Below are 23,176 nucleotides of genomic sequence, written 5' to 3'. Positions count from 1 at the left end.
ATTCATTCTATACTAGAAACATAGAAAGAGAGGATTCCATGAAAAGAGCATTATTAATCGCTGAGAAGCCATCCCTAATGCGTGATATACAAAAAGTATATAATTCCATGCAATTACCATATGAAATTGACTTTGCATCCTTTGTTGGACACGTCGTTGAACTAAAAGAACCACATGAATATAAAAAAGAATGGAAAAAGTGGGACTTAAACGTAATACCAATGATTCCCGAAAAGTATGAGTTTCGAATAAAAAGAACTGCATATAAAGTGTATAAAGAAATTGAGCAAAAACTAAAAATCAATCACTATGATTTTATTATTAATGCATGTGACGCGGGAATGGAAGGAGAAAATATCTTTTATTCGTTTTATAAAAAAAGTGGTTGTCGTCTTCCAGTTAAACGTTTTTGGACTTCACAAACAACGGACCCTGCGATTCGGCATGCCTTAACGAATTTAATTGACGAAAATGATTTACTTATCCGTAATTTACGAAATGCAGCAATGTATCGATCTGTGTTCGATTGGTTAATTGGTTTAAATTTAACGAGGGCAGCCACAGTAAAAGGTGGTAGAATCATTAAAATTGGTCGGGTAATGACACCAACTCTTGGGATTGTAGTAAAGAGAGAACTAGAAATACAACAATTTAAACCTGAACCATATTTTCAATTAGAATTAGACTTTGGTTCGTTTAAAGCGCTTTGGACGGATTTACAAACAAATGATAACAAAATTCCAACAAAACAATTTGCTGAGGAAATCTATTCTCAACTACATACTAAAGCAATTGTTCGTGATTTAAAAACAGAAAGAAAAACCATTTATGCACCATCATTACATTCGTTATTAGAGTTACAAAAAGAAGCGAATAAGTTTTATGGGTTTACGTCATCTGAAACACTGAAGATTGCCCAAAGCTTATATGAAAAGAAGTTAATTACTTATCCAAGAACCGAATCAAAACATTTACCAACTAATTTTGCTAAAACCATCACAGATAACATTCAACATTTAGCAAACATAGAAGACTATCAAAAAGTAGTTTCATCTATCATTCAAAATAAAAAGCAAATTGAAGACGTCATTCGTTCAAAAAAATATGTTGATGATAAAAAATTAACGGATCACCATGCGATTACATTAACAGATGTGCCACTAGGTAGAAAAAAGTTAACGCCAAATGAATTTAAAATTTATCATCTAATTGCAAAGCGATTATTATCTATTTTTATGCCACCATATGTAATTGATAAAACTGTTGCAATACTAGAATCTAACAAACATTACTTTAAAGCAAATGGCAATATAGTCATTCAAAAAGGATATACAGAGTTATATGATTCACATCGTAAGAAACAGGAACAACCACTCCCTAAACTTTCGTTATCGATGGAGCTTCCAATTCAAAACAAAAAGATACTTTCAAAGCAAACAGAACCACCTAGCCGATATACGGATAGCACACTACTTGATGCAATGTTTCATGCGGGAAGATTTGTGGAAGATAGAGAATTACAAAAAATATTAAAAGACGCTGAAGGTATAGGTACTTCTGCCACTAGAGCAGAAATTATCGAAAAGTTAATCGCAATTGGGATGATAGCAAGGGAAGGAAAGACATTTAAAGCTACACAGTTTGGTATTGATGTTATTAATAGTCTTGGGAATCATGATATTGTTTCACCTGTTTTAACAGCTGTTTGGAGTAAAAAGCTAAAAGATATCGTCGATGGTCAATTACAATCAAGCGTGTTCTATAAGGATATGTTGCAATATGTGAGAGAAACAACTGCTCGGTTTATTTCTCTAAAAATGAATGTGGTAGAAAAAGAAACTACAGTCGTAGGTAAATGTGTAGAATGCCAGAGTCCTGTAATTGAAGGATTTAAAACTTATCAATGTTCAAATAAAAATTGTAAATTTGCTATTAGTAAATCAATAATGAAAGGGAAAATTACAGTCACAGATGCAAAAAAATTACTAAATGGAAAAGAAACGCGAGAGATTCTCTTTACTTGGAAAAGTGGGAAAAAAGGAAAAGCGAAACTAAAACTTCATAATGGGAAGTTAGACTTTGTTTTTGTTACTAGCAGTCAAAAATCTAACAATTGATGGTGTGCATTTGCCTCTTACTAACTAACAAACTATGAATATATTGGATTAATAATAGTTGAAAGGAGGCAATTTTTTCGTGTTTTTTGATTTGATTGACGATCATTCTCATAATCAGAATTTGAATGACAAAGAAGCTAAACACCAACACCAAAAGAATGGTTACGGAAATTGTACAGGATTATTCAATGACGTTGTTGATAAACGTAAAAAAGATCCTGACGATAAGTGTCCTAAAAAGCCAGATAGAGATTGTTGTTGTATCAAGTTCCAGGTAAAGTGTAGATGTCATGAAAAGCACCATAAGTGTAAGTGTCATGATGATCATCATAGAAACAATTGGGAAGATATGAAGCATGATTGCAAATGCCAAAATAAACATCCTTATGATGATTGTCATGAAAAGCACCATAAGTGTAAGTGTCATGATGATCATCATAGAAACAATTGGGAAGATATGAAGCATAATTGCAAATGTCAAAATAAACATCCATATGATGATTGTTATGATGACCATCATAGAAATGATTGGAATGACATGAAGCATGATTGCAAATGTCATAATAATCACATAGAAGATTCATATGAAAAGCACCATAAATGTAGATGCTGCGATGACCACCATAAAAATGAATGTTCTCATATGAAACATGAGTGTAATTGTTGTGAAAATAGAGATAATGGTTGGCATAGTTTGTACCAGCAACATGATGATGAAAACGAACATTTCCATAACATCGACAACTGGTTTGACAAGAACCTTCGTTGTAAATGTCAAAATAAACATCACGAATATGATTACTGCGAAGTCAACAAACACATTTGCCATTGCCATCATCATCACGATCATAATGAGCGGTGTTTTATGAACCATAAATGTAAATGTCATGACGATAATAAGTCTTATTTTGATTGTCACGACTTGATGAGAGTGAATTTAAACGGTTTGAGAAATGAATTGAACATGAAATTGTGGAAAAACATTCATCGACAATTGGAAATAGTAACAGCAGGTGGTTTCCGCATTGGTGGAAAAATGAACAAAGTCGGAATTGATTATTTAGACATGAAAAATAATGATCATATCATTACGGTTTTAAAAGACAAAATTGACCATATTATTTGGGGCAAAAAAAACTAGGCTTTTGATGAGACAGGCTATTATCCTTCACATGCATAGTCATTATCCTAATTGTTGAATAGGATAGGACTAAAATGATGAAAGGATAATAGCCATTTTATTTAGAAAGTTTCCTCTAATTATTTTATTTACTCTTATATTTTTTGTTATCGGTTCTCAGAAAGTTTGGAGTCACGCTTATGTTGTGGAACAATCACCACAACCAAACAGTCATAACGAAACAGCACCATCTGAAGTGATATTAAAGTTTAACAGTGAAGTTGAAGAAAACTTCACCATAAAAGTATATGATGAAAATTATCAAGAAGTCGGTAGTCATTCACCACAAATTACTGATGACAACAAGGAAATTTCCGTTCAATTACCTTCTTTAGCAGATGGAATTTATAAAATTGAGTACTATTTTATTTCTTCAAATGACGGTCATGCATTGCAAGGGGATTTCTTTATTCTAGTTGGTACTGATACAGATTCATATGTTAGCGCAGAGGGGAACGCATTTGGAAGTTCAAATTCTAACAATGAATTGAGCAATATGAATGTTTTAGAAATAATAATTTTTGCATTAAAGGCTATGTATTATATTGGGTTTGTGTTACTTATTGGATGGATCATTTGGTGGCAAACTGTTCAGCATTATTCAAATGATTTAAGGAGAAAATTTGTACTTTGGGGATTAGTATTTCAAATGCTCCATCTTGTAGGTTTAATTTCTATGATTCTAATTCAGGTAGATATATTTACGAGTAAAGGATTATTTTTTACACCGAATTTTCCTTTTGATACAAATTTCGGTTCCTTTTGGCTAGTTTCGTTAGTACTCTCGTTAATTGGTTTTTTATGTTTATTTAAAAATCGATGGATAGATATCCTTTGGATTACGATTCTCGTACTTTGCAAGAGCTTAAATGGGCATGCAAGTACCTTTGATTTTACCTTAATAACAGTGCCATTTAATAGTCTACACTTGATTGCAGCTGCGATTTGGGCAGGGGGTTTAGCGTTTATAGTCCTCTTTTGGAAAAAACAAAAGCTTTATGTGATGTCATTTTTACCAACCTTCTCAACCTACGCTTTAATCAGTTTCATTTTAATGGCAGTTTCAGGAAGTATCGTTACATTAATCTATTCACCAGACTTCTTCTTATTATCAAATGACTGGTCACGCATTTTACTTGTAAAAATCCTTGTTGTTGCTATTGTCATTTTATTTGCAGCATTTATCCGAAAGAAAATAAAAGATAGTAACCAATCCCTTGGAAAATGGCTCGTTTTAGACTTTTCACTAATGATTATCATTTTAATCATTGTATCAATTTTAACTTACTTGAGTCCTACACCATAAACTAGGAACGTACAGAAAAACAAAGTAATGCAAAAGAAGCATAAACAAGTATCGTACAAAAAGCTACCAGAGGAAGATCTGCCGCCATTCCAATCATTGGTCCCATCAGTCCAGACATTATTCCGCTTGACACACCTGAGAGTAATGTCTGGTAATCTACTAAAGCACCATATATTACACCTATTAAAACCGCGATAACCGTTGAAACGATCGTAATCAACGTATAATGGCCAGGAAATCCGTAAACTAACAGAGTTCCAACGGCAATCCCCATAATTCCACTACTTGTCATCGCAACGTTCATCCCTAAATGATAACTAATTTGATACTTAATTTTTCTTAAAAATAAGTAAGACACGGCACAAACAAGAAAATAACTTAATAAGATAAGAATGATGAACAATTTCAAAGTATTCACTCCTTCAGAAGCATTGTATGAAACGACACCTAGCTTAAATCACCTTAGTAAAGGGGGGAAATGTGAATGAGTGAGCTGTTTGAAAAAGACTATCCTGAATTAAAGAGAGAAGGAAAGTTCACCTCTCCTCCTAGTGGATTACCAATGTACGAATTAAAAATGCTACAAGAATATATTCATAACGCAAATTTGCAAAATCTTGGTACGACACTACCAAATTCAAAAAAACAGATGGTGTTATTAAAATTTTTCAAATCAAAGAAAAATCAATTAGTTGAAATTCATTCGAAAAATGGAGAAGAAGTAATACACACCATGGGAAAAGTAGCTGCGATTGGTCGAAACTTTGTTATGTTAAAAACGCTGTTTGTACGATATTGGATACCATACACGGTAATCATTTCAGCAAAATCACCCTTTGGCATTCCAGACGTTTCTGGCTCACACCAACATGTCGCTTACGATCAGGAACTTAGAAATAAATTATTAACAAACTTTGGTGCGGTTGTAGCAGAAAAGGAAGTGCTCAGGCAACAATTTTATGAAGAGTTATTGGAGACTAATTTAAAAAGTTGGAAAGGTACAAAAGTTACTATCTATACGGAAAAGTTTTTAAGTGGAAAAATTAAGAAAGTTAATAAAGGAAAGGTTATTTTAAGTGATGGTAAAGAAATTCTACTTACAAAAATTAATTACATTAAACAGTCAAGGTTTAGCTCTTTCTGGCAACGAGTTATTTCAAAGATGTTAAATAAGTCGAATTAACAGAGTTTTCATTTTGGAAACTCTTTTTCAATTGTAAAAATTTAAGATTGTGATTGGAAATTGACTGGAAATTGTGCGTTCGTTTAACCAATAGTAGTAAATGTTTATACAATATAGTAACCGAATGAAATATCGGAGGTGATTTAGGATGGAAAGTCCAATCCTTGAGGAAAACGCAGTATTCCTTGATGTATTGAATAAAGATATTTTACTTGTAACTGAAAGTAAGCAATTAAGTATTTTAGGGCAAACATTTCGACCGATTTTTAGTGGTCGAGTAACTGAAGTTACCAATGGTTTTATTACTTTATTTCCAGTGATTATTAAAATGCATAATGCGCCGTTTTATAAATTTCCAACGCCATTAAGTTTTCCAATTGAAAAAATAGCTATTTTTACACCTTTTGATCCGAACAGAAAAATACCTCTAATATAGGGTTTTTAAACATCTTTAGAAAGGATGAAAAAAGTGAGAGATCAATTTCAATTTGATAACTTTGATTTTAATATTAACGGAGTTGGAAGACCTGATATTAATACAGTTCGTGAATTTGTAGTTACTGAAGAGTTCCGAGTAAATGTGGGAAAAAAAGCATTAATTCTCATCGCCCCATTTCCATTTTTAATTATTGGAACGATTAAAGCTGTGAATGGTGATTTTTTAATCATAAAAGCTGATGTAACGAATGTAAATGAACTTGATGATGAAATCTTCCGAATCCATATTGATGAAATTGAAGTATTCTATATTGAACAACCTGGTAAACCAGAAATACCAGATATACGGCATAGGAATGATGAACATGATTAGAAGATATCATATAGTTGCAATACCCATAAGAATCGTTGTAAACAGATTTGGTGATCACGACCCTGATGGAATGATGTATGTACTAAAAGAAAACGAAAGTTTAGTGAAAAAACAAGTTGAAAAGAACCCTTTTACACCAGTAGATTTAGTAGAACCATTAGTGATTAGAGCGTGTGTCGGTGACGAAGTTGAAGTATTGTTCGAAAACCAACTTCCATTCAATACGGGGATTCACATTCAAGATGCCGAATATGATGTCATGACTGCTGATGGGGCATTTGTTGGTTTAAACCGTAATACGACAGTGAAAAAAGGCGAGAAAATATTATATAAATGGAAAGTATTTGATGAAGGGGTTAATTTCTTTTCAGATTTAGGAAATGCGTTATCTAGTGAACAAGGTAGTAATGTTCATGGATTATTTGGTGCATTATTCGTTGAGCCAAGAGGTTCTTGGTGGACACATCCTGAAACAGGTAAACCGATTAACAGCGGTAATTTTGCGGATGTTCATAATCCACTGTTGCCATCGTTTCGCGAATTTGGTTGGTTCTTCCATGATGAACAGGAAGTTGATGATTTAACAGGGCAATCACCGATTAGTCCGCATACACTCCAACCTGAAGCAACTCACCTAATTAACTACCGTGCAGAGCCGATGAGAAATCGATTGAGATTAATACAAGAAGGAGTCGTTTGTCCAGATTGTGAAGGTGAGGAAGTGCACCATGACTCTTGGGTATTTGGTGACCCAGATACGCCGATATTAAAATGTTATGTTGGTGATCCAATCAAAATTCGACTTGTTCATGCTGGAGTTCAAGAAACCCATTCATTCCACTATCATGTTCACCAATGGCTATTTGAACATAATGATATGGATTCTGAAATTTTGGATGTTCAAGCAATTTCACCTCAAGCGCAGTATACAGTTTCTCCAATGTATGGTGCTGGAAGCTTACATGGTGCCATTGGAGATGCAATTATTCACTGTCACCTTTATCCGCATTTTGGAGAAGGAATGTGGGGGATTCAACGTAATTTTGATACTTTACAGGATGGAAGTATGTGTTATCCAAATGGAGTTCAAATTAAGCCACTCCAACCGCTTCCTGATCGACCATTACCACCAAAGCCTACGCCAGAAAGACCTGGATATCCTAACTTTGTTCCGGGAATTCCTGGATTTAAAGCACCCCGTCCACCACTTGGAATCGTAAACGGTAGAGAACCAACAAAAATTGAAAAAAATCACTTTGCTGAACGACCCATTCCAGGTGCAGCATTTGTAAACCCAGCGCCTCCAGATGCACCTGTTCGAGAATATCATGTCATCATTATGCAAGCGCCTATTGTGTATAACAAGCAAGGATGGCATGATCCTGAAGGGCGTTTTTATGTTTTAGCAGAAGATTACGAAGATATACTTGCAGGTAAGAAAAATCCAGAACCATTTGTAATTAGAGCAAATGCAGGGGATTTAGTTAAGTTTAAATATACGAATAAATTGCCTGAAACAATAGGTGGAAACGCCTTCCAATTAGTCAATCGAACATATGAGGCGGGTATGCATGTACACTTCGTAAAATTTGACGTTTTATGTTCGGATGGTGCTAATGTTGGTTGGAATTATGATTCAGGAATTACACCAAATGAAACAATAGAATACGCCTGGTATGCGGATGTAGAGTTAAAATCAACATTTTGGCACGACCATTTATTTGCTAATGAGCATCAACAGCATGGTGTGTTTGCTGCGATTAATATTGAACCAAGGGGCTCTAAGTATTTAAGTCCATATGAAGAAAAAGAGATTCTATCAGGAACTCAAGCAAGAATTGAAAATCCATTAATTCCAGATTTCCGAGAAATTAACTTATTTGTACATGACTTCGCTTTATTGTTTGATAAAGAAGGAAATCCACTAAATCCACCACCATTTCCAAGTTCTCCTGATGATCCAGGAGTAATGGGTGTCAATTATCGATGTGAACCATTACAGTTTCGTTTGAAAGAACCTGATTGTGACCCAGCATATGTATTCAGCTCATGGGTACATGGAGATCCAGTTACGCCACTTCTAGAAACCTATAACGGTGACCCTGTTCGTGTTCGATTAATCCAAGGTGCACATGAAGAATCTCATAGTTTTAACTTACACCGTCAACGATGGCATCGGGAGCGACCAGATTTGGATTCGGAACTCGATCAGCAACAACATATCGCTATCGCTGAAACCTTTACGTTTGAATTTAACGTAGAAGGTGAAGGAGACTTCGATATGCTTTACCATTTTGGTTCAATCGATGATATTTGGTTAGGGAATTGGGGGATTTTCCGTACTTACGAGAAACGGGTTCATCACCTAATGCCTTTAAAGGATAGAAAAAAACCGCCAATGAGAAAAGAGCCATTACCAAAACCAACTGGAAAGATACCACCACAAGTAAAAATAGATCATTATTCATATCCTGATGATAAAGTCGTTCGAAAATACGATGTATATGCGTTAAATGCATGTATTGAATATCATAAGAATGGTGACCATGACCCATTTGGTATTGTCTATGCGTTAAAAGAAGATGTGGATGATATTCTATGTGGAAAGAAAAATCCAAAGCCGTTAATTATTCGAGCGAACGTTGGTGAATATGTAGAAATTAGACTTACAAACTTATTAAATGGGAAAGATCATCATGATGGTATTCATGGATATCCACAAGTGCCTGTAGAAGCATTCTTCCCAACCTCGGATCGAATTTCCCTACATGCTCATTTAGTTGTTTACGATGTTCGAAATTCAGATGGAGCGACAGTAGGTTTCAATAAAGATCAAACAATTGGTCCTGGAGAAACAATCACTTATAGCTGGTATATAGATCAAGATATTGGTACAGCTAATTTAGTGGATATGGCAGATCTTCGAAACCATAGACATCATGGTGCATTTGGAATGCTTATAGCCGAACCAAGAGGGTCAAAATTCCTCGACTCAAAAACGAGAAAAGAAGTAAGTACAGGTGAACAAGTAATTATAAAAAATCCTCTACTACCTGAGACTAGAGAATTTGCCCTTATCATGCATGATGGTATACGATTGCTTGATAAAAACGGCAATCTAATCCTTGACCCAGAACCACTGGTATTTGGAAATGTTGAAGTTGAAGAGGAAGAAGAACCAGACTTTGAAGATGCAGGATCAAAAGCTTTTAACTATCGCTATGAACCATTTAGAAACCGGGTAAAGAAATTTAAAGACATCCATAAAGTATTTAGTTCTAAAGCCTTTGGTGATCCTAGTACACCTCTTTTACTTGCTTATCCTGGTGATCCAATTACAATCCGATTAACACAACCTGCAGATAAACCGAGAACACGTACCTTTGTTATTCATGGGCACAAGTTCTTTAGAAGCGAAGATGATTTTAATTCCTCTATTATTTCCGCAGCGCCACAAAGGACAGTAGGGTCATCTGATGATTTTCATATCTTATATGGTGCCGGAGGACTATTAGATAAACCAGGTGACTATTTATATCGTTCAGGTAATATTAGATGGGATATTGAATTAGGAATGTGGGGAATTCTAAGAGTTTTAAAAAGAAAATCAAAATTATTAGCACCTTTAAATAACTCGTTTAGTAAAGTAACTTTGCAAAACGATGAGCCATCAAAAACTGTAGATGTAGATGAACTTGAAGAATATGTATCAGGTTTGTTATTGTTGGAAACTACAAAAAAGAAAAAAGATGAAGGTGTTCTTTATGAATAACTGTAATTTATGCGAACACTATCCTTGTAAATGTAATCAATTAGTTCCTCAAAACCCCGTTAACTTATTCGGTTCACCATTTGATTGTAAAAAACAAATTAGAACACGTCGTTTTTCTTCTCTAAATAGCCCGCTTTCTCAAGAAGAGCTAGATGATTTACAAATTTGTATCGAAACGATCAATGACTTATTGAGGTCATTAGGTTCTGAAGTGGATGCGAATAATACTAGACAACTACAACTACATTTTCTTGATATAAAAGGGATCAAAGTGAAGGCCAATATATTATGTGGATTAGATATTCAAGAAGATGATGAAGATGTTAATGAAATACTAGTGAATAATTCGATAAATGGAAATAATGAAGGTGAAGCAGAAACTGTCAAATTAATTCGAAAAATTGGTAAATTGGCAAATGCTGGTCGAGATTTTATTCAAATAAATCCAATAGGTAGTGCATTATTTATTCTATATAATAATCTTCTATCTATTTCAAGAATAGACAGTGTAGAAGAAGAACGTGAGCCTAAATTTATTAACGCTGATCAGGATACAAGACGAGAATTGGCGTTCAATTTTGGTGAATTTGTTTCAAAAAATGCAGATATTGAAAATCTGTTTTTTGGAATTCCATTACACAAAGCGTTAAAGAAGTACGAAGGTAAAGAAGTAAAAATAAGAACTGACAAAGAGCGTCATTTCGGGACATTAATAGAAACTAGAGATGGCAAAATTCAAATTCAAAATAAAAAGAAGAAACAAGAAATCGATATAAACACAATTTGTTATATACAAGTATTAAATTTAAAATAAATTTGTGTACAATTAACAATAATTTCAATCTAGTAATATTGCGAAAAATATATATAATGAATTTAGAAAATATCTTGTCAATTGCAAGGTATAATTGAAAAATCGTGTACATACCACTATAGATGTACACGGTTTTCTTTTCTGAAAATTGATATAGGCAAACATGCTGTTCGGAATGGACGATACTACATATAATAGTGTGACTTGAAACAAAATTGTGAAGTGTGATAAGATTTTAATTATTTTTTCTTGAACTATTGACGTAAGATTATAAAGTTTGTACACTGGGATAAGTCAATTGTTTTTTCTGAAAATACAATATTTTATAGTAAGGATCTGGTGAAATGATAGTATGTAAATTTGGTGGTACTTCAGTTGCGAGTGCTGAGCAAATCAAAAAAGTCGCAAACATTGTGAAGTCTAATCCTGAAAGAAGATTAATTGTAGTATCTGCTCCGGGCAAGCGTTATAGCGATGACATTAAAGTAACTGATATGTTAATCGATTTAGCAAATGCCGTTATTAAAAATGGAGATGTTGAAGGAAAGCTTCAAAATGTTGTCGAGCGATATAAGACAATAGCAGATGATCTAGGTTTAGATCAATCTATTTCAAATATCATTGCGCAAGATTTACGTGAACGAGTTGAATCAGATAGATCATCTATTGATTTGTTTGTTGATAGCTTAAAGGCAAGTGGTGAAGACAATAATGCAAAATTAATTGCTGCTTACTTTAACTCAATTGGACTTTCTGCCAAATATGTAAGTCCAAAAGAGGGTTTAATTGTAAATAATCCACCAGAACGTACAGTCGCGTTACCTGAAGCATTTGAAAAGCTAAATAATTTAAAAAATTACGATGAAATTGTTGTTTTCCCTGGTTTCTTCGGCTATACAGAAGAAGGAACATTACGTACTTTTGACCGTGGTGGTTCAGATATTACAGGTTCTATCTTAGCTGCAGCAGTTAAAGCAGATTTATATGAGAACTTTACAGATGTGGACTGTGTATTTTCCGCAAATCCAAAAGTTGTAAAAGATCCAGTAGGAATAGAAGAAATTACTTATCGCGAAATGCGTGAACTTTCATACTCAGGTTTTTCTGTATTTCACGATGAGGCACTTATGCCAGTATTTAAATTAGGTATTCCAGTAACTGTGAAAAATACGAATAATCCATCAGCACCAGGAACAAGAATATTACCTGCTAGAACAACATCTTCTAGTCGTCCTGTTACTGGGATTTCTGCTGATAGTGGTTTTTCAACTTTATATGTTTCAAAATATTTAATGAATCGTGAAATTGGTTTTGGACGTAAATTACTTCATATTATTGAAGATGAACATATTTCTTATGATCATACGCCATCTGGTGTTGATGATATTTCTGTAATCATCCGTTCAAATCAAATTACACCTGAAGCAGAAGAAAGAATCGTAAAAAGAGTTAAAGAAGAACTTCATGCGGATGATGTATATTTCCGTCATGGGTTCTCAATGATTGTAATTGTTGGAGAAGGTATGAGAAATAATACTGGCCTTGCTGCCCGTGCTGCCTCAGCTATTTCAAAAACAGGCTCAAATATTGAAATGATTAACCAAGGTTCTTCAGAAGTAAGTTTAGTGTTCGGTGTTTTATCTGAAGTAGAAAATCAAGTGTTAACTGCTTTATACGAAGAGTTCTTCACACCAATAACTGTATACTAATTTCCAAAGCAACTCTGTATGACACAGTTCATACAGAGTTTTTTTATGTTTTAGATAATGATTGGGATTTACTTGAAGAGAAAGAAAGAGTATTTTGATTTTACATTTTATTCATGTTAATGTATTAAAATAGTGTAAAACGTAATAGAAGGTGAAAAGCATTGAATGTAATATTTGTACTAACTCAAACAGGTGAGGAAGTTTTAGAAATGGTGTCAAATGATGTAGCAGGGTTACTTGCTGCAGTAAAAGGTGAAAATGTTACATTTCCATTTGGGAGTTATAAATACGATTTTCATACATTAGACCATTATTTAGAAAATGAGGTCTATCGTCAAGAACTAGTCATTTATTTAAAAGAAGAATAACCATAACACGTTGTGCAAATTTCACACAACGTGTTTGTTCTATCAGAACTTTTAGAATTGAGGTAATCTTTTGGTACATTTATTACTTATCGGAATTATTCTATATATCGCTTTTAATATTCTTGCTAAACTTCGAATTTCTAATAGAATAACTAATGCAATGCCAATAATAAATACTTTAATAGTTACGCTTATTATCATTGTTATAGTCATTAAATCAGGTTTAATTCGCGTATTCGCTATGATGCTTGGTACGGTTATTGTATTAATAAAAGACTTTTTTTCTTCAATTTTTTAATCTGTTGGCAAAATGGAACTGTTGTAAAATCGGTTTTAATTTGATTAATTTATTTCAATAATTTCTTTATGTCTATAATTGTTTGGATATGCATCCCTTCATGGAAAATAGTACGAATTAATACTTGCTCAATTGTGAACATTCCCATTTCTGTAGGAGGGAATTCTTCCTCTAATCTAAGACCATACTTTTCTTTAATTTTTTCAGGTTGAGATTTTAATAATTTAATTAATTCCTTTAATGACGGAGTATCATTAGTAAAATCTTTTGGAGAAGTTCCATAACCAAACCACGCACGAAACTCTTCAGGAATCCCCATTTTTTCTTTTGTTAAATGTTCAATCCATAAATATTGGTCTAAATAAATATGCCCAGCGTTCCAGCGAATATTATTATTAAATCCTGTTGGAATCAATTCTGCTTCAATTTCTGATACATCCTCTAATAAATACAATACATAATCACGGTAGTTTTTTAATTGATTAAACAAAATTTCATGCCGTTTTTCCATATAGTTAAGCTCTCCTTAAATCGATCTTTTTATATTTATTAGTGATTAGCTAATAAATTTCCTTTCAATTATTAAAGATTTTTGTGAATAGTGACTTTTAGCTACTTTTTAGCATATTAAAATTTAATCTTTTGTACTTCATAAGGAAATATTGATATAATTTGGATGCGAGTAATTATGAAAGAGGTAGATATGATGAACGCTTACGATGAGTATATGAGAGGTATTGTTCAACCGATGCGTCAAGAGTTAGTAGATGCAGGCTTTTCGGAGTTAACGACACCAGAAGATGTAAATGAATTTATGGCTACAGCTAAGGGAGTTTCATTAGTTGTCATAAACTCAGTATGTGGTTGTGCTGCTGGACTAGCTAGACCAGCTGTACGCGAAGCTATTGCCGAAGTTAAACCAGACCATTTAGTGACAGTTTTTGCAGGTCAGGATCGTGAAGCAACGGCTGCAATGCGCGGATATTTTGAAGAAGTTCCACCAAGTTCTCCGTCAATTGCAATACTTAGAGATGGTCAATTAGAATATTTTATCCCACGCGATCAAATTGAAGGTCATCCAGTTGAACAAATTACGGATCATTTAACAGGTGTTTTAAAACAAACATGTGCGGAGTAACCGTAGTTACAACTGCTGGAAGACCAGATGAGGAATCATTAAGATTAGCAGATTTTGCTTGTCAACAACTGGGACTTCCATTTGAGCCAAGAAAAAAGCGTTCAGTAGCTAAAATTAGTGAGCTACTGAACGCTAATATTATTGTTGCAGGGAAAAATCGATTTGAATATTATCCAAAAGGCGCTAACAACGCTTTCTTTTTCCATCCAAATTCTGCATCTTTTCGATTAAAACGTATTGCAAGAGGTGAAAATGATCCTTTTTTAGAAGCTTGCAAACTTGTACAGGGTGATTCATACCTAGACTGTACTTTAGGACTAGGTTCAGATGCAATCGTTGCTGCGTATATTGTGGGTATTGATGGTAAGGTGATTGGTTTAGAAGAAAATCGCAATGTTGCGTTTATAGTTCAACAAGGTATGAAAAGATATGATTATTCCGATATACCTTTAACTTCATGTATGCGTCAAATTGAAGTCGTTCATGCAGAAGCAGTTGATTTTTTAAGTAAACTTGAAAATGATTCGGTAGATGTTATTTATATGGATCCGATGTTTGAAGAAGTAATAGAAGAATCTAATAATTTCGAACCGCTTCGAGATGCAGGTAGTCATACTCGACTTACAAAACAATGGGTTCAAGAAGCTATTAGGGTTGCAAGAAAAAGGGTAGTATTAAAAGCCCATTATAAAACTACTTATTTTGATGACTTTGGTTTTTTGCGGGATATCCGACTATCTTCAAAATTCCATTACGGTATAATTGAAAAAAGTTAAATGATTAACTTATTTTCTTTTCTTCTTTGTATCCAGGACAGCGGCTTTTTTAACTATTTTTTCAAAAGCGATATGAACATGAACATTCCTTTCATCTAGCTTTTCAACGTTAGTAACAGTCGCTTTACGTCCTTTTAGCTGAATATTCTCATTTTCTGATGGAATCGATGATGTTAATTTACTCATGACTAACGCCCTATTTTCATAAAAAGTTACATTATACATTCTACTATTCTCCTTATCATTTAGTATGATAAATTTTATGATTGTAGATGAAATATATAACCAATTCATAATTGTTTATTAAACTATTTTTAACTTGATATCCATGTTAGTTTTACCTTTTTATGAAAGTGTGTTATAGTTATTAGGTGCTATTTTTGTGTAGCATATAAATAAATTGGCGTTTCGCTAATGTTTTTGAAGACACTTATTCATACTGGAGCAAGTATAGGCTTGCGAGGATGCAAAAGTAGGTTGGGTTTGCATTGCTTAAGTTAGAGAGCGTTTTAGTGGGATTTTACCGCGGTATAGTCTTTTAATATAAAATTCCCCTGATGATAGGGTTGATACTTCATTTATTTATAATGTTACGCAAAATACTAAAGGGGTGCTCGAGAAATCGGGCACCCCTTGTCTAATTGCTTTATTAAAAAATAATTGTATGAATAATAACGGAAATTAGCTATTTTCTGTAAAGCATAAAGACGTTAAGTAAGCAATTACTAAAGCAAATCCAATACCTGCTGCGACTTCAAATAATTCCATAGAAGTGGACCTCCCTTTATAGTACAATTGTATTTACATCTATTATTTTACAATGAAACACTAAAAGATGAAACCTTTTAATGATATAATCGTACCTATATATAAGTCTAATTTTTGAATAATTTAGGATTCGAGGTAATGTATATGAAGAAATGGTTACAAAGATTAATCGTCATATTCGTTGCATTCATAACATTTGGGATTATTTCACCCAATCATGAAATATGGGAACATTTAGATTATGACCAGTCTGAAAATTCTAAAAGTAATCTCCCTGATTCGGCAGTTGTTGAACGTAGTATTGCCGATCAACGTGATAATCATTCAGATAGTAGTAATGAATCGTATATCGATACGATTATTGATGATGCAAAAGAACAGTCCTTTATAAAATTTGGGACAAGAATTGCTCCTGTAATTGGTGATGAATTTGAATACTCCATTTTCCCAAAAATGGAAGAAATTATTGGTATTGAATTGGCAAAATTGGATTCCAATTCCTTAAAGTACATAAAAATAACTGAACAACCAAGTGGTAATTATAGTGAGAAGATATTTAACTTAATTGATGTTGCTACAGGCAAAGATTTAATTCGATTTCATGTACGAACAGAAAAAAGACCGTTAGAAGGATATTATTATAATTTCCATTACCATACTTATGAGGATCGATTTGTTACCCATCATAACGTAGGCGATATTTACTACTCAAAAAATACACCACCGAAATGGTTGTCATAAAACTAGTTAAAGCTACCGCTTAAATATTTAGAGCGGTAGCTTTTTTATTTTGATTTTTCCATAGTAATAGAGGTGTATAGTTCTATTATACTATTTTGCATATAAGTAAATATACCTCGTTTTTCTAAAATTTATTGTGATTAATTTACTATAAAATAGTAAAAAAGTGTTTATTTACTATGTGATTTATTGTAAAATTAATTTAAGTAATTTTAAAAACTATATTATTGTTATATGCAGGAAAATATAATTTATGATTTTTTGAAATGAGGTTAGTTTACTTTGGGGGATTTTTTTGAACAAAAAAGTTTAACGGAGCTAGAAATCCTTAAGCATAATATACAAAAAATTAGTTTAATTAGCAAAGTTACTACTATTATCATAGTGTTTTTATTAGTAATTATGGCATTTTTATCTAACCAATCATTGTCTACTATATTTGGAAACAAATCCTTTCAAATAATTTCATACACAATTTTAGTTATTTTCAACTTGTTTGTATATTTTATTACTGATATTAAAAAAATACGTATTACAGAGAAAAATGGTAGGAAAGTGGATTTTTTTATTAGTTTTTATGTAGTTGCCTTAACTTTTCTTGGATCCATTATTACAATAAGTGACTTCGGTTACTATAACCAACTCATGATTTATACTTTAACATTATGTATAACGTGTTCAGTCATCGTATTGCGATTGAAACAACTTATTATTTCATTGCTTTTTTCTAGTTTAACCCTATTAATAGGTCTTATTATGCAACATAATGATACCGAATTATTAAGGCAACAGGTCCTTTACTTACTCTCACTAATTCCAATCACATTTTTTATATCCAGGTCATTTTATTATTCATTCCACAGATCATTAAGTTTTCAATCCGAACTTATTAAAGAAGCCCATATTACCCGGGATTTAACTAAGAAGTTGAGGGAAGCGAATCGAAAATTAGAGTTACAAGCTAATTTAGATCCTTTAACGAATTTATTTAACCGAAGAGCCTTTGATAGCTATATTTCTGAACTTGAGAAGAAGTCTAAGTACGAGTCATTCTTATTTACTGCAATAATGGTAGATGTAGATTGTTTTAAATTGTATAATGATACGTATGGTCATAGTGAAGGTGACTTCGTATTAGCAAATATTGGCCGACAATTATATGATTTGGCTTACAAATATGGTTGTTTCGCTTCAAGATGGGGTGGAGAAGAATTTACAATTTTACTCATCAACCATACAGAGGAAAAGGCAAAAGAAATATGTGAAGAAATTATTAGTAAAGTGAATGAATTAAAAATAGATCATAGTTCTTCTCTTATTGATCCATACGTTACAGTCAGTGTAGGTGCAAGTACTGCGTATATTCAGTACCCAAGTGAGATTAAATCTTGTATCCATAAGGCTGATGAAGCACTTTATTTTGTTAAAGAAAATGGAAGAAATTATTACGAACATCGACAATTTGTAAATATTTAAAGGCTCATCTATCTTATTTGGATGAGCAATTATTTTGTAAAAATTAATATAAGAATAATATATTAATATAAAAAGTAATTGTACTAGGAGTGATACTATGGCACATCCTGAAATGGCTTATTTAAATTTATTAACGCACATTTTAGATAATGGAGTAAAAAAAGAAGATCGAACTGGGACAGGGACAATTAGTGTATTTGGCTATCAAATGCGTTTTGATTTGAATGAAGGATTCCCCTTATTAACAACTAAACGAGTTCCTTTTAAAATGTTAGTTGCAAGTGAATTATTATGGTTTATAAAAGGTGATACGAACATTCGATACCTTTTACAACATAATAACCATATTTGGGATGAGTGGGCTTTTGAAAAATGGGTGAAATCAGATGACTATGAAGGTCCTGATATGAAAAACTTTGGTTTGCGTGCTGCAAACGATGAAGATTTCGCAAAAGTATTAGACGAGCAAATGAAAGTATTTACTGAAAAAATTCTATCGGACGACGAGTTTGCCTTAAAGTTCGGTGATTTAGGTCCTGTATATGGTAAGCAATGGCGTTCTTGGCCAACTGAAAATGGTGGAGAAACAATTGACCAATTAAAAAAGGTAATAGATATGATTAAAACAAACCCTAATTCTAGAAGGTTAATTGTTTCTGCATGGAACCCAGCTGAAGTTGATGATATGGCTTTACCACCTTGTCATACACTTTTCCAATTTTATGTAGCTGATGGGAAACTATCATGCCAGTTATACCAACGTAGTGCGGATGTTTTTTTAGGCGTTCCGTTTAACATTGCCTCATACGCATTGTTAACTCACTTAATTGCTCATGAATGTGGATTAGGAGTAGGAGAATTTGTCCATAGCTTCGGTGATGCTCATATTTATTTAAATCATTTAGATCAAGTAAATGAACAATTGTCTCGTGAACCACGTAATCTACCAAAGCTTGTTATAAATCCTGAAAAGAAATCTATTTTTGATATTGAATTAAGTGATCTAACTATGGAAGGATACAACCCACATCCAACGATTAAAGCTCCGGTAGCTGTATAAAAAACAAATGACCTTCTTTTAGGAGGTCATTTTTTAAATTGTTGAAATACACATTTACCGCATTGTACATAGGACATAATTAATGTTATGTGTAATTTCACATAACTTTGAATATGTCGTATATATGAATCGATGCTTTACGAAAAATGGGTAATATAAAACCGAAACTAAAAAAAGTAATAAGTTTATACTATAATTAACTTAATTTCGAATCGAAGAAAGGAACATACAAATGATTTCACTAATTGTAGCTCACGATAAAAATCGAGTAATTGGATACGAGAACAAAATGCCCTGGCATTTACCAGGAGAATTAAAATATTTTAAAGAAACAACAATGGGAAAACCGATGATCATGGGAAGAAAAACATTTGAATCTATAGGTAGACCTTTACCGGGAAGAAAAAATATTATTGTAACACGTAACAGTGACTATCGACACGAAGGAATCGAAGTAGCCAATAGTTTAGATGAAGCAATTAAAATTGCTGGCGATGTTGAAGAAATTATGATTATTGGTGGGGAGGAGATTTTCAAATTAGCATTACCTATAGCTGATCGACTCTACATAACTGAGATTGATTATGTATTTAATGGAGATACATTTTTCCCATTATATGATGATGAATGGTCACTCACTTATTCAAGCGACCCTGTAGATACAAATCAAGGATTTACCTATAAATATTTAGTTTTTGACAGAAAAAAATTTTAATATGACTATGAATAAAGTGCATTTACTAAAAATCAGTAAGTGCATTTTTTTGTGAAAGAATTTTTAAAATATTGAAACTTTCGTGAAACTTAGTCCGTATATATGGTAACAAATGCTAAAACAAGTGTGGAGGTGATGAAAATGATCTTCGGTGTAGAAATACAAACAGTTTATTTAGTTACTTTAATTGTAGCTGGATGTATAACTGTAGTTTATATACTATTCTCTGACTTCTTAGATGGAATAGTAGATGGATTTTTCTTCTTAAATCCAGCTGTGATTTTGGCATTTATAACAATTGCATCTGCAAGTGGTTATCTACTTGAGCAGTTTAGTCCAATGACTAGTGTACTCGTATTTATTATCTCATGTATTCTATCTGCAATATTAAGTAGTTTGCTATATTTCTTTATATTAGTTCCTTTAAAATCAGCAGAAGTCTCATTGGCGTACACAGATCAATCATTAGAAGGTCAAATAGGGAAAGTGATTGTGCCAATTCCGAAAGATGGATTTGGTGAAGTAGTGATTGAAACGGCAGCAGGTATTATATCAAAACGAGCTACTGGTTTTGATAACGAAGCGATCGATTATGATGATGAAATACTAATAATCGAAGTAAAAGAAGGAACGCTTCATGTAAAAAAATACCAATCGCCATTCAAATAAAAAGTAAAGGGGTAAACTTATGGATTTGTTAATTGTTATTGGGATTGTTGTTTTTGTCATTCTAGCAATCATTGGGATTTATATTGCAAGATATAAAACAGTCGGTCCAGATGAAGCGCTTATTGTAACAGGTAGTTTCCTAGGATCTAAAAATGTTCATAAAGACGATTCGGGAAATCGTGTAAAAATCATTCGTGGTGGAGGTACATTTGTATTTCCGGTATTCCAACAGGCTGAATATTTAAGTTTATTATCTAGTAAATTAGAAGTTACAACACCTGAAGTATATACAGAGCAAGGTGTACCAGTAATGGCAGATGGAACAGCTATTATTAAAATCGGTGGTTCCATTACTGAAATTGCAACAGCTGCGGAACAGTTTTTAGGTAAAAAAGTACAAGATCGTGAAAACGAAGCAAAAGAGGTACTAGAAGGGCACTTACGTTCAATCCTAGGTTCGATGACGGTAGAAGAAATTTATAAAAACCGTGACAAGTTCTCACAAGAAGTTCAACGTGTTGCCTCTCAAGATTTAGCGAAAATGGGATTAATAATCGTATCATTTACTATAAAAGACGTACGTGATAAAAATGGTTACTTAGATTCTCTAGGGAAACCAAGAATTGCACAAGTGAAACGTGATGCTGATATTGCCACTGCAGAAGCAGAAAAGGAAACACGTATTAAGAAAGCCGAAGCAGAAAAAGAAGCTCAAAAAGCTGAATTATTACGTGCAACTGAAATCGCAGAAGCAGAAAAAGAAAATCAACTAAAAGTAGCGGAATTTCGCCGTGAACAAGACATTGCAAAAGCTCGTGCGGACCAAGCCTATGAATTAGAAACAGCAAGAGCAAAACAAGAAGTTACTGAGCAAGAAATGCAAGTACAAATTATTGAGCGTCAAAAACAAATTGAATTAGAAGAAAAAGAAATCTTACGTCGTGAAAGACAATACGATTCAGAAGTTAAGAAAAAGGCTGATGCTGATCGTTATGCAATTGAACAAAATGCAGCTGCTCAAAAAATGAAAGAGTTAGCACAAGCAGATGCTGAGAAATATCGTATTGAGGCAAGAGCAAAAGCTGAAGCAGAAAAAATTAGATTAGATGGTCTTGCAAAGGCTGATGCTGAAAAAGCCCAAGGGGAAACTGAAGCAGAAATTATTCGATTAAAAGGTCTTGCAGAAGCGGAAGCGAAACGTAAAATCGCAGAAGCATTTGAACAATACGGTCAAGCGGCAGTTCTTGATATGTTAGTTCGTATGTTACCTCAATATGCGAAAGAAGTTGCGAGTCCACTATCTAATATCGATAAAATTACAGTTGTTGACACAGGTAACGGAGAAGGTGGCGGTGCAAATCGTGTAACTTCATATGCAACAAATTTAATGTCAACACTACAAGAGACTTTAAAAGCTTCTTCTGGAATTGATGTTAAAGAACTAATTGAGAATTTCGCAGGAAAGCGTACTTTTGATACAATTGAGGTTAAGCAAGAAGAAGTAGAAAAAGAGAAAGAGAAAGTAGAAGTCTAATCACAAATCTTATAAAAATACAACAAAGCCACGGCATCTGCCGTGGCTTTATATGTTTATAAATAAAAAATCACACACGTAACCATACACGCACAACCAGCAATTACGAATAAATGCCATATTGCATGGTTATAAGGTAACTTCCTCCAAGCGTAAAAGATTGCACCAAATGTAAACAATAATCCACCCGCTAGTAAAACCGTAAATCCATCAAACTGTAAAAATTGGTATAAAGGTTTAATGGCAAAAATGATTAACCAACCCATTGTTATATATAAGATTAAAGATATCGTTTCAAATTTATGGATAAATAAACATTTAAAAACGATACCAAATAGTGCGATTCCCCAAACAATACATAATAGAACGATACCTAATGTTCCACCAATTGCAACAAGTAAGAAGGGTGTATATGTTCCCGCGATTAATACATAAATTGAAGAATGGTCTAATATTGAAAAGATTCTTTTATATTTTTCAGGCATGCTATGTAGAAGTGTAGACATTAAAAAAAGTAATACTAGAGAGGCGCCAAATACACTATTTGAAACGATTTGAATAGAACTACCTGATTGGACTGCGACTAATATAAGTGCAATACATGTTGGAATACTAATAATGAATCCAATCCCATGGGTAATTGCATTCCAAAGCTCTTCCGTAAAATTTTTATAATCAAAAGCGTTACTATTATTCATTCGATCTCCTCCGTTGATGTAACTATACTGGAATACTAATTGC

The 23,176-nt window shown here is 33.1% G+C and carries 24 protein-coding genes; 18 read left to right on the top strand and 6 right to left on the bottom strand.

The window, feature by feature from the left end; translation table 11 throughout:
- Positions 1 to 38 precede the first annotated feature (38 nt).
- Positions 39 to 2,117, top strand: a complete 2,079-nt coding sequence (locus CRO45_RS06655) for a DNA topoisomerase (protein WP_170949427.1) — start codon at positions 39 to 41, stop codon at positions 2,115 to 2,117.
- Between the two features lie 181 nt (positions 2,118 to 2,298).
- On the opposite strand, the gene CRO45_RS19905 is transcribed toward CRO45_RS06655, so the two are convergent.
- Both CRO45_RS19905 and CRO45_RS19900 read right to left on the bottom strand, forming a co-directional pair.
- The gene (locus CRO45_RS19905; protein WP_141400319.1) at positions 2,299 to 2,679 is read right to left on the bottom strand and encodes a hypothetical protein; all 381 of its coding nucleotides are present in this window, start codon (positions 2,677 to 2,679) and stop codon (positions 2,299 to 2,301) included.
- 18 nt (positions 2,680 to 2,697) lie between these two features.
- The gene (locus tag CRO45_RS19900) at positions 2,698 to 3,006 is read right to left on the bottom strand and encodes a hypothetical protein (RefSeq protein WP_141400318.1); all 309 of its coding nucleotides are present in this window, start codon (positions 3,004 to 3,006) and stop codon (positions 2,698 to 2,700) included.
- Positions 3,007 to 3,081: 75 nt separating this feature from the next.
- Here CRO45_RS19900 and CRO45_RS20020 point away from each other — a divergent pair, with 75 nt between their 5' ends.
- The gene (locus tag CRO45_RS20020) at positions 3,082 to 3,258 is read left to right on the top strand and encodes a hypothetical protein (RefSeq protein ID WP_170949426.1); all 177 of its coding nucleotides are present in this window, start codon (positions 3,082 to 3,084) and stop codon (positions 3,256 to 3,258) included.
- Between the two features lie 184 nt (positions 3,259 to 3,442).
- Positions 3,443 to 4,603, top strand: coding sequence for a copper resistance CopC/CopD family protein (locus CRO45_RS06645; protein ID WP_097148869.1), 1,161 nt, complete (start codon positions 3,443 to 3,445; stop codon positions 4,601 to 4,603).
- Position 4,604: 1 nt separating this feature from the next.
- Here CRO45_RS06645 and CRO45_RS06640 read toward each other — a convergent pair whose 3' ends face one another.
- Positions 4,605 to 5,021, bottom strand: coding sequence for a hypothetical protein (locus tag CRO45_RS06640; RefSeq protein WP_097148868.1), 417 nt, complete (start codon positions 5,019 to 5,021; stop codon positions 4,605 to 4,607).
- Between the two features lie 66 nt (positions 5,022 to 5,087).
- On the opposite strand from CRO45_RS06640, the gene CRO45_RS06635 reads away from it, so the two are divergent.
- From CRO45_RS06635 to CRO45_RS06605, 7 genes are all read left to right on the top strand, one after another.
- Positions 5,088 to 5,786: a hypothetical protein gene (locus CRO45_RS06635; RefSeq protein WP_097148867.1), complete on the top strand. Its 699-nt coding sequence runs from the start codon at positions 5,088 to 5,090 to the stop codon at positions 5,784 to 5,786.
- A gap of 148 nt (positions 5,787 to 5,934) precedes the next feature.
- Complete coding sequence (locus CRO45_RS06630) at positions 5,935 to 6,222, top strand: hypothetical protein (protein WP_097148866.1); 288 nt, start codon at positions 5,935 to 5,937, stop codon at positions 6,220 to 6,222.
- Positions 6,223 to 6,255: 33 nt separating this feature from the next.
- Complete coding sequence (locus CRO45_RS06625) at positions 6,256 to 6,597, top strand: hypothetical protein (RefSeq protein ID WP_235864537.1); 342 nt, start codon at positions 6,256 to 6,258, stop codon at positions 6,595 to 6,597.
- A complete protein-coding gene (locus CRO45_RS06620; RefSeq protein WP_097148864.1) occupies positions 6,590 to 10,369 on the top strand; it encodes a multicopper oxidase domain-containing protein in 3,780 nt (1,259 codons plus the stop codon). The genes CRO45_RS06625 and CRO45_RS06620 overlap by 8 nt, the downstream gene beginning before the upstream one ends.
- Positions 10,362 to 11,183, top strand: coding sequence for a hypothetical protein (locus CRO45_RS06615; protein ID WP_097148863.1), 822 nt, complete (start codon positions 10,362 to 10,364; stop codon positions 11,181 to 11,183). The genes CRO45_RS06620 and CRO45_RS06615 overlap by 8 nt, the downstream gene beginning before the upstream one ends.
- Positions 11,184 to 11,527: 344 nt before the next feature.
- Positions 11,528 to 12,892, top strand: a complete 1,365-nt coding sequence (locus CRO45_RS06610; protein WP_097148862.1) for an aspartate kinase — start codon at positions 11,528 to 11,530, stop codon at positions 12,890 to 12,892.
- A 161-nt stretch (positions 12,893 to 13,053) separates the two neighbouring features.
- Positions 13,054 to 13,260 (top strand): thymidylate synthase, encoded by a 207-nt coding sequence (locus tag CRO45_RS06605; RefSeq protein WP_097148861.1) that lies wholly within the window; start codon positions 13,054 to 13,056, stop codon positions 13,258 to 13,260.
- Positions 13,261 to 13,607: 347 nt separating this feature from the next.
- Here CRO45_RS06605 and CRO45_RS06595 read toward each other — a convergent pair whose 3' ends face one another.
- Positions 13,608 to 14,069 carry a DinB family protein gene (locus CRO45_RS06595; RefSeq protein WP_097148859.1) on the bottom strand — a complete coding sequence of 154 codons (462 nt, stop codon included), beginning with the start codon at positions 14,067 to 14,069 and terminating at the stop codon, positions 13,608 to 13,610.
- 195 nt (positions 14,070 to 14,264) lie between these two features.
- Here CRO45_RS06595 and CRO45_RS06590 point away from each other — a divergent pair, with 195 nt between their 5' ends.
- The gene (locus CRO45_RS06590; RefSeq protein ID WP_097148858.1) at positions 14,265 to 14,696 is read left to right on the top strand and encodes a BrxA/BrxB family bacilliredoxin; all 432 of its coding nucleotides are present in this window, start codon (positions 14,265 to 14,267) and stop codon (positions 14,694 to 14,696) included.
- A complete protein-coding gene (locus tag CRO45_RS06585) occupies positions 14,684 to 15,472 on the top strand; it encodes a class I SAM-dependent methyltransferase (RefSeq protein WP_097148857.1) in 789 nt (262 codons plus the stop codon). The genes CRO45_RS06590 and CRO45_RS06585 overlap by 13 nt, the downstream gene beginning before the upstream one ends.
- Positions 15,473 to 15,481: 9 nt before the next feature.
- On the opposite strand, the gene CRO45_RS06580 is transcribed toward CRO45_RS06585, so the two are convergent.
- A complete protein-coding gene (locus CRO45_RS06580) occupies positions 15,482 to 15,697 on the bottom strand; it encodes a hypothetical protein (RefSeq protein WP_097148856.1) in 216 nt (71 codons plus the stop codon).
- A gap of 687 nt (positions 15,698 to 16,384) precedes the next feature.
- Here CRO45_RS06580 and CRO45_RS06575 point away from each other — a divergent pair.
- The 6 genes from CRO45_RS06575 to CRO45_RS06550 all read left to right on the top strand — a co-directional run bounded on the left by CRO45_RS06575 (position 16,385) and on the right by CRO45_RS06550 (position 22,435).
- Positions 16,385 to 16,981 (top strand): YpjP family protein, encoded by a 597-nt coding sequence (locus CRO45_RS06575; protein WP_097148855.1) that lies wholly within the window; start codon positions 16,385 to 16,387, stop codon positions 16,979 to 16,981.
- 282 nt (positions 16,982 to 17,263) lie between these two features.
- Entirely contained in the window at positions 17,264 to 18,457 is a 1,194-nt protein-coding gene (locus tag CRO45_RS06570) for a GGDEF domain-containing protein (protein WP_097148854.1), read from the top strand.
- Between the two features lie 97 nt (positions 18,458 to 18,554).
- Positions 18,555 to 19,517 (top strand): thymidylate synthase, encoded by a 963-nt coding sequence (locus CRO45_RS06565; protein WP_097148853.1) that lies wholly within the window; start codon positions 18,555 to 18,557, stop codon positions 19,515 to 19,517.
- 232 nt (positions 19,518 to 19,749) lie between these two features.
- The gene (gene folA, locus CRO45_RS06560; RefSeq protein WP_097148852.1) at positions 19,750 to 20,232 is read left to right on the top strand and encodes a type 3 dihydrofolate reductase; all 483 of its coding nucleotides are present in this window, start codon (positions 19,750 to 19,752) and stop codon (positions 20,230 to 20,232) included.
- 141 nt (positions 20,233 to 20,373) lie between these two features.
- Entirely contained in the window at positions 20,374 to 20,901 is a 528-nt protein-coding gene (locus CRO45_RS06555) for an NfeD family protein (protein WP_170949424.1), read from the top strand.
- A gap of 19 nt (positions 20,902 to 20,920) precedes the next feature.
- Entirely contained in the window at positions 20,921 to 22,435 is a 1,515-nt protein-coding gene (locus tag CRO45_RS06550) for a flotillin family protein (protein ID WP_097148851.1), read from the top strand.
- A 56-nt stretch (positions 22,436 to 22,491) separates the two neighbouring features.
- On the opposite strand, the gene trhA is transcribed toward CRO45_RS06550, so the two are convergent.
- A complete protein-coding gene (trhA, locus tag CRO45_RS06545) occupies positions 22,492 to 23,133 on the bottom strand; it encodes a PAQR family membrane homeostasis protein TrhA (RefSeq protein ID WP_097148850.1) in 642 nt (213 codons plus the stop codon).
- Positions 23,134 to 23,176: the final 43 nt, after the last annotated feature.

It is taken from the genome of Ureibacillus acetophenoni (assembly GCF_900220965.1).
GTDB classification, from domain to species: domain Bacteria; phylum Bacillota; class Bacilli; order Bacillales_A; family Planococcaceae; genus Ureibacillus; species Ureibacillus acetophenoni.
Note: the sequence above shows the minus strand (reverse complement) of the source record. Positions and strands in the feature narration are given on the sequence as shown.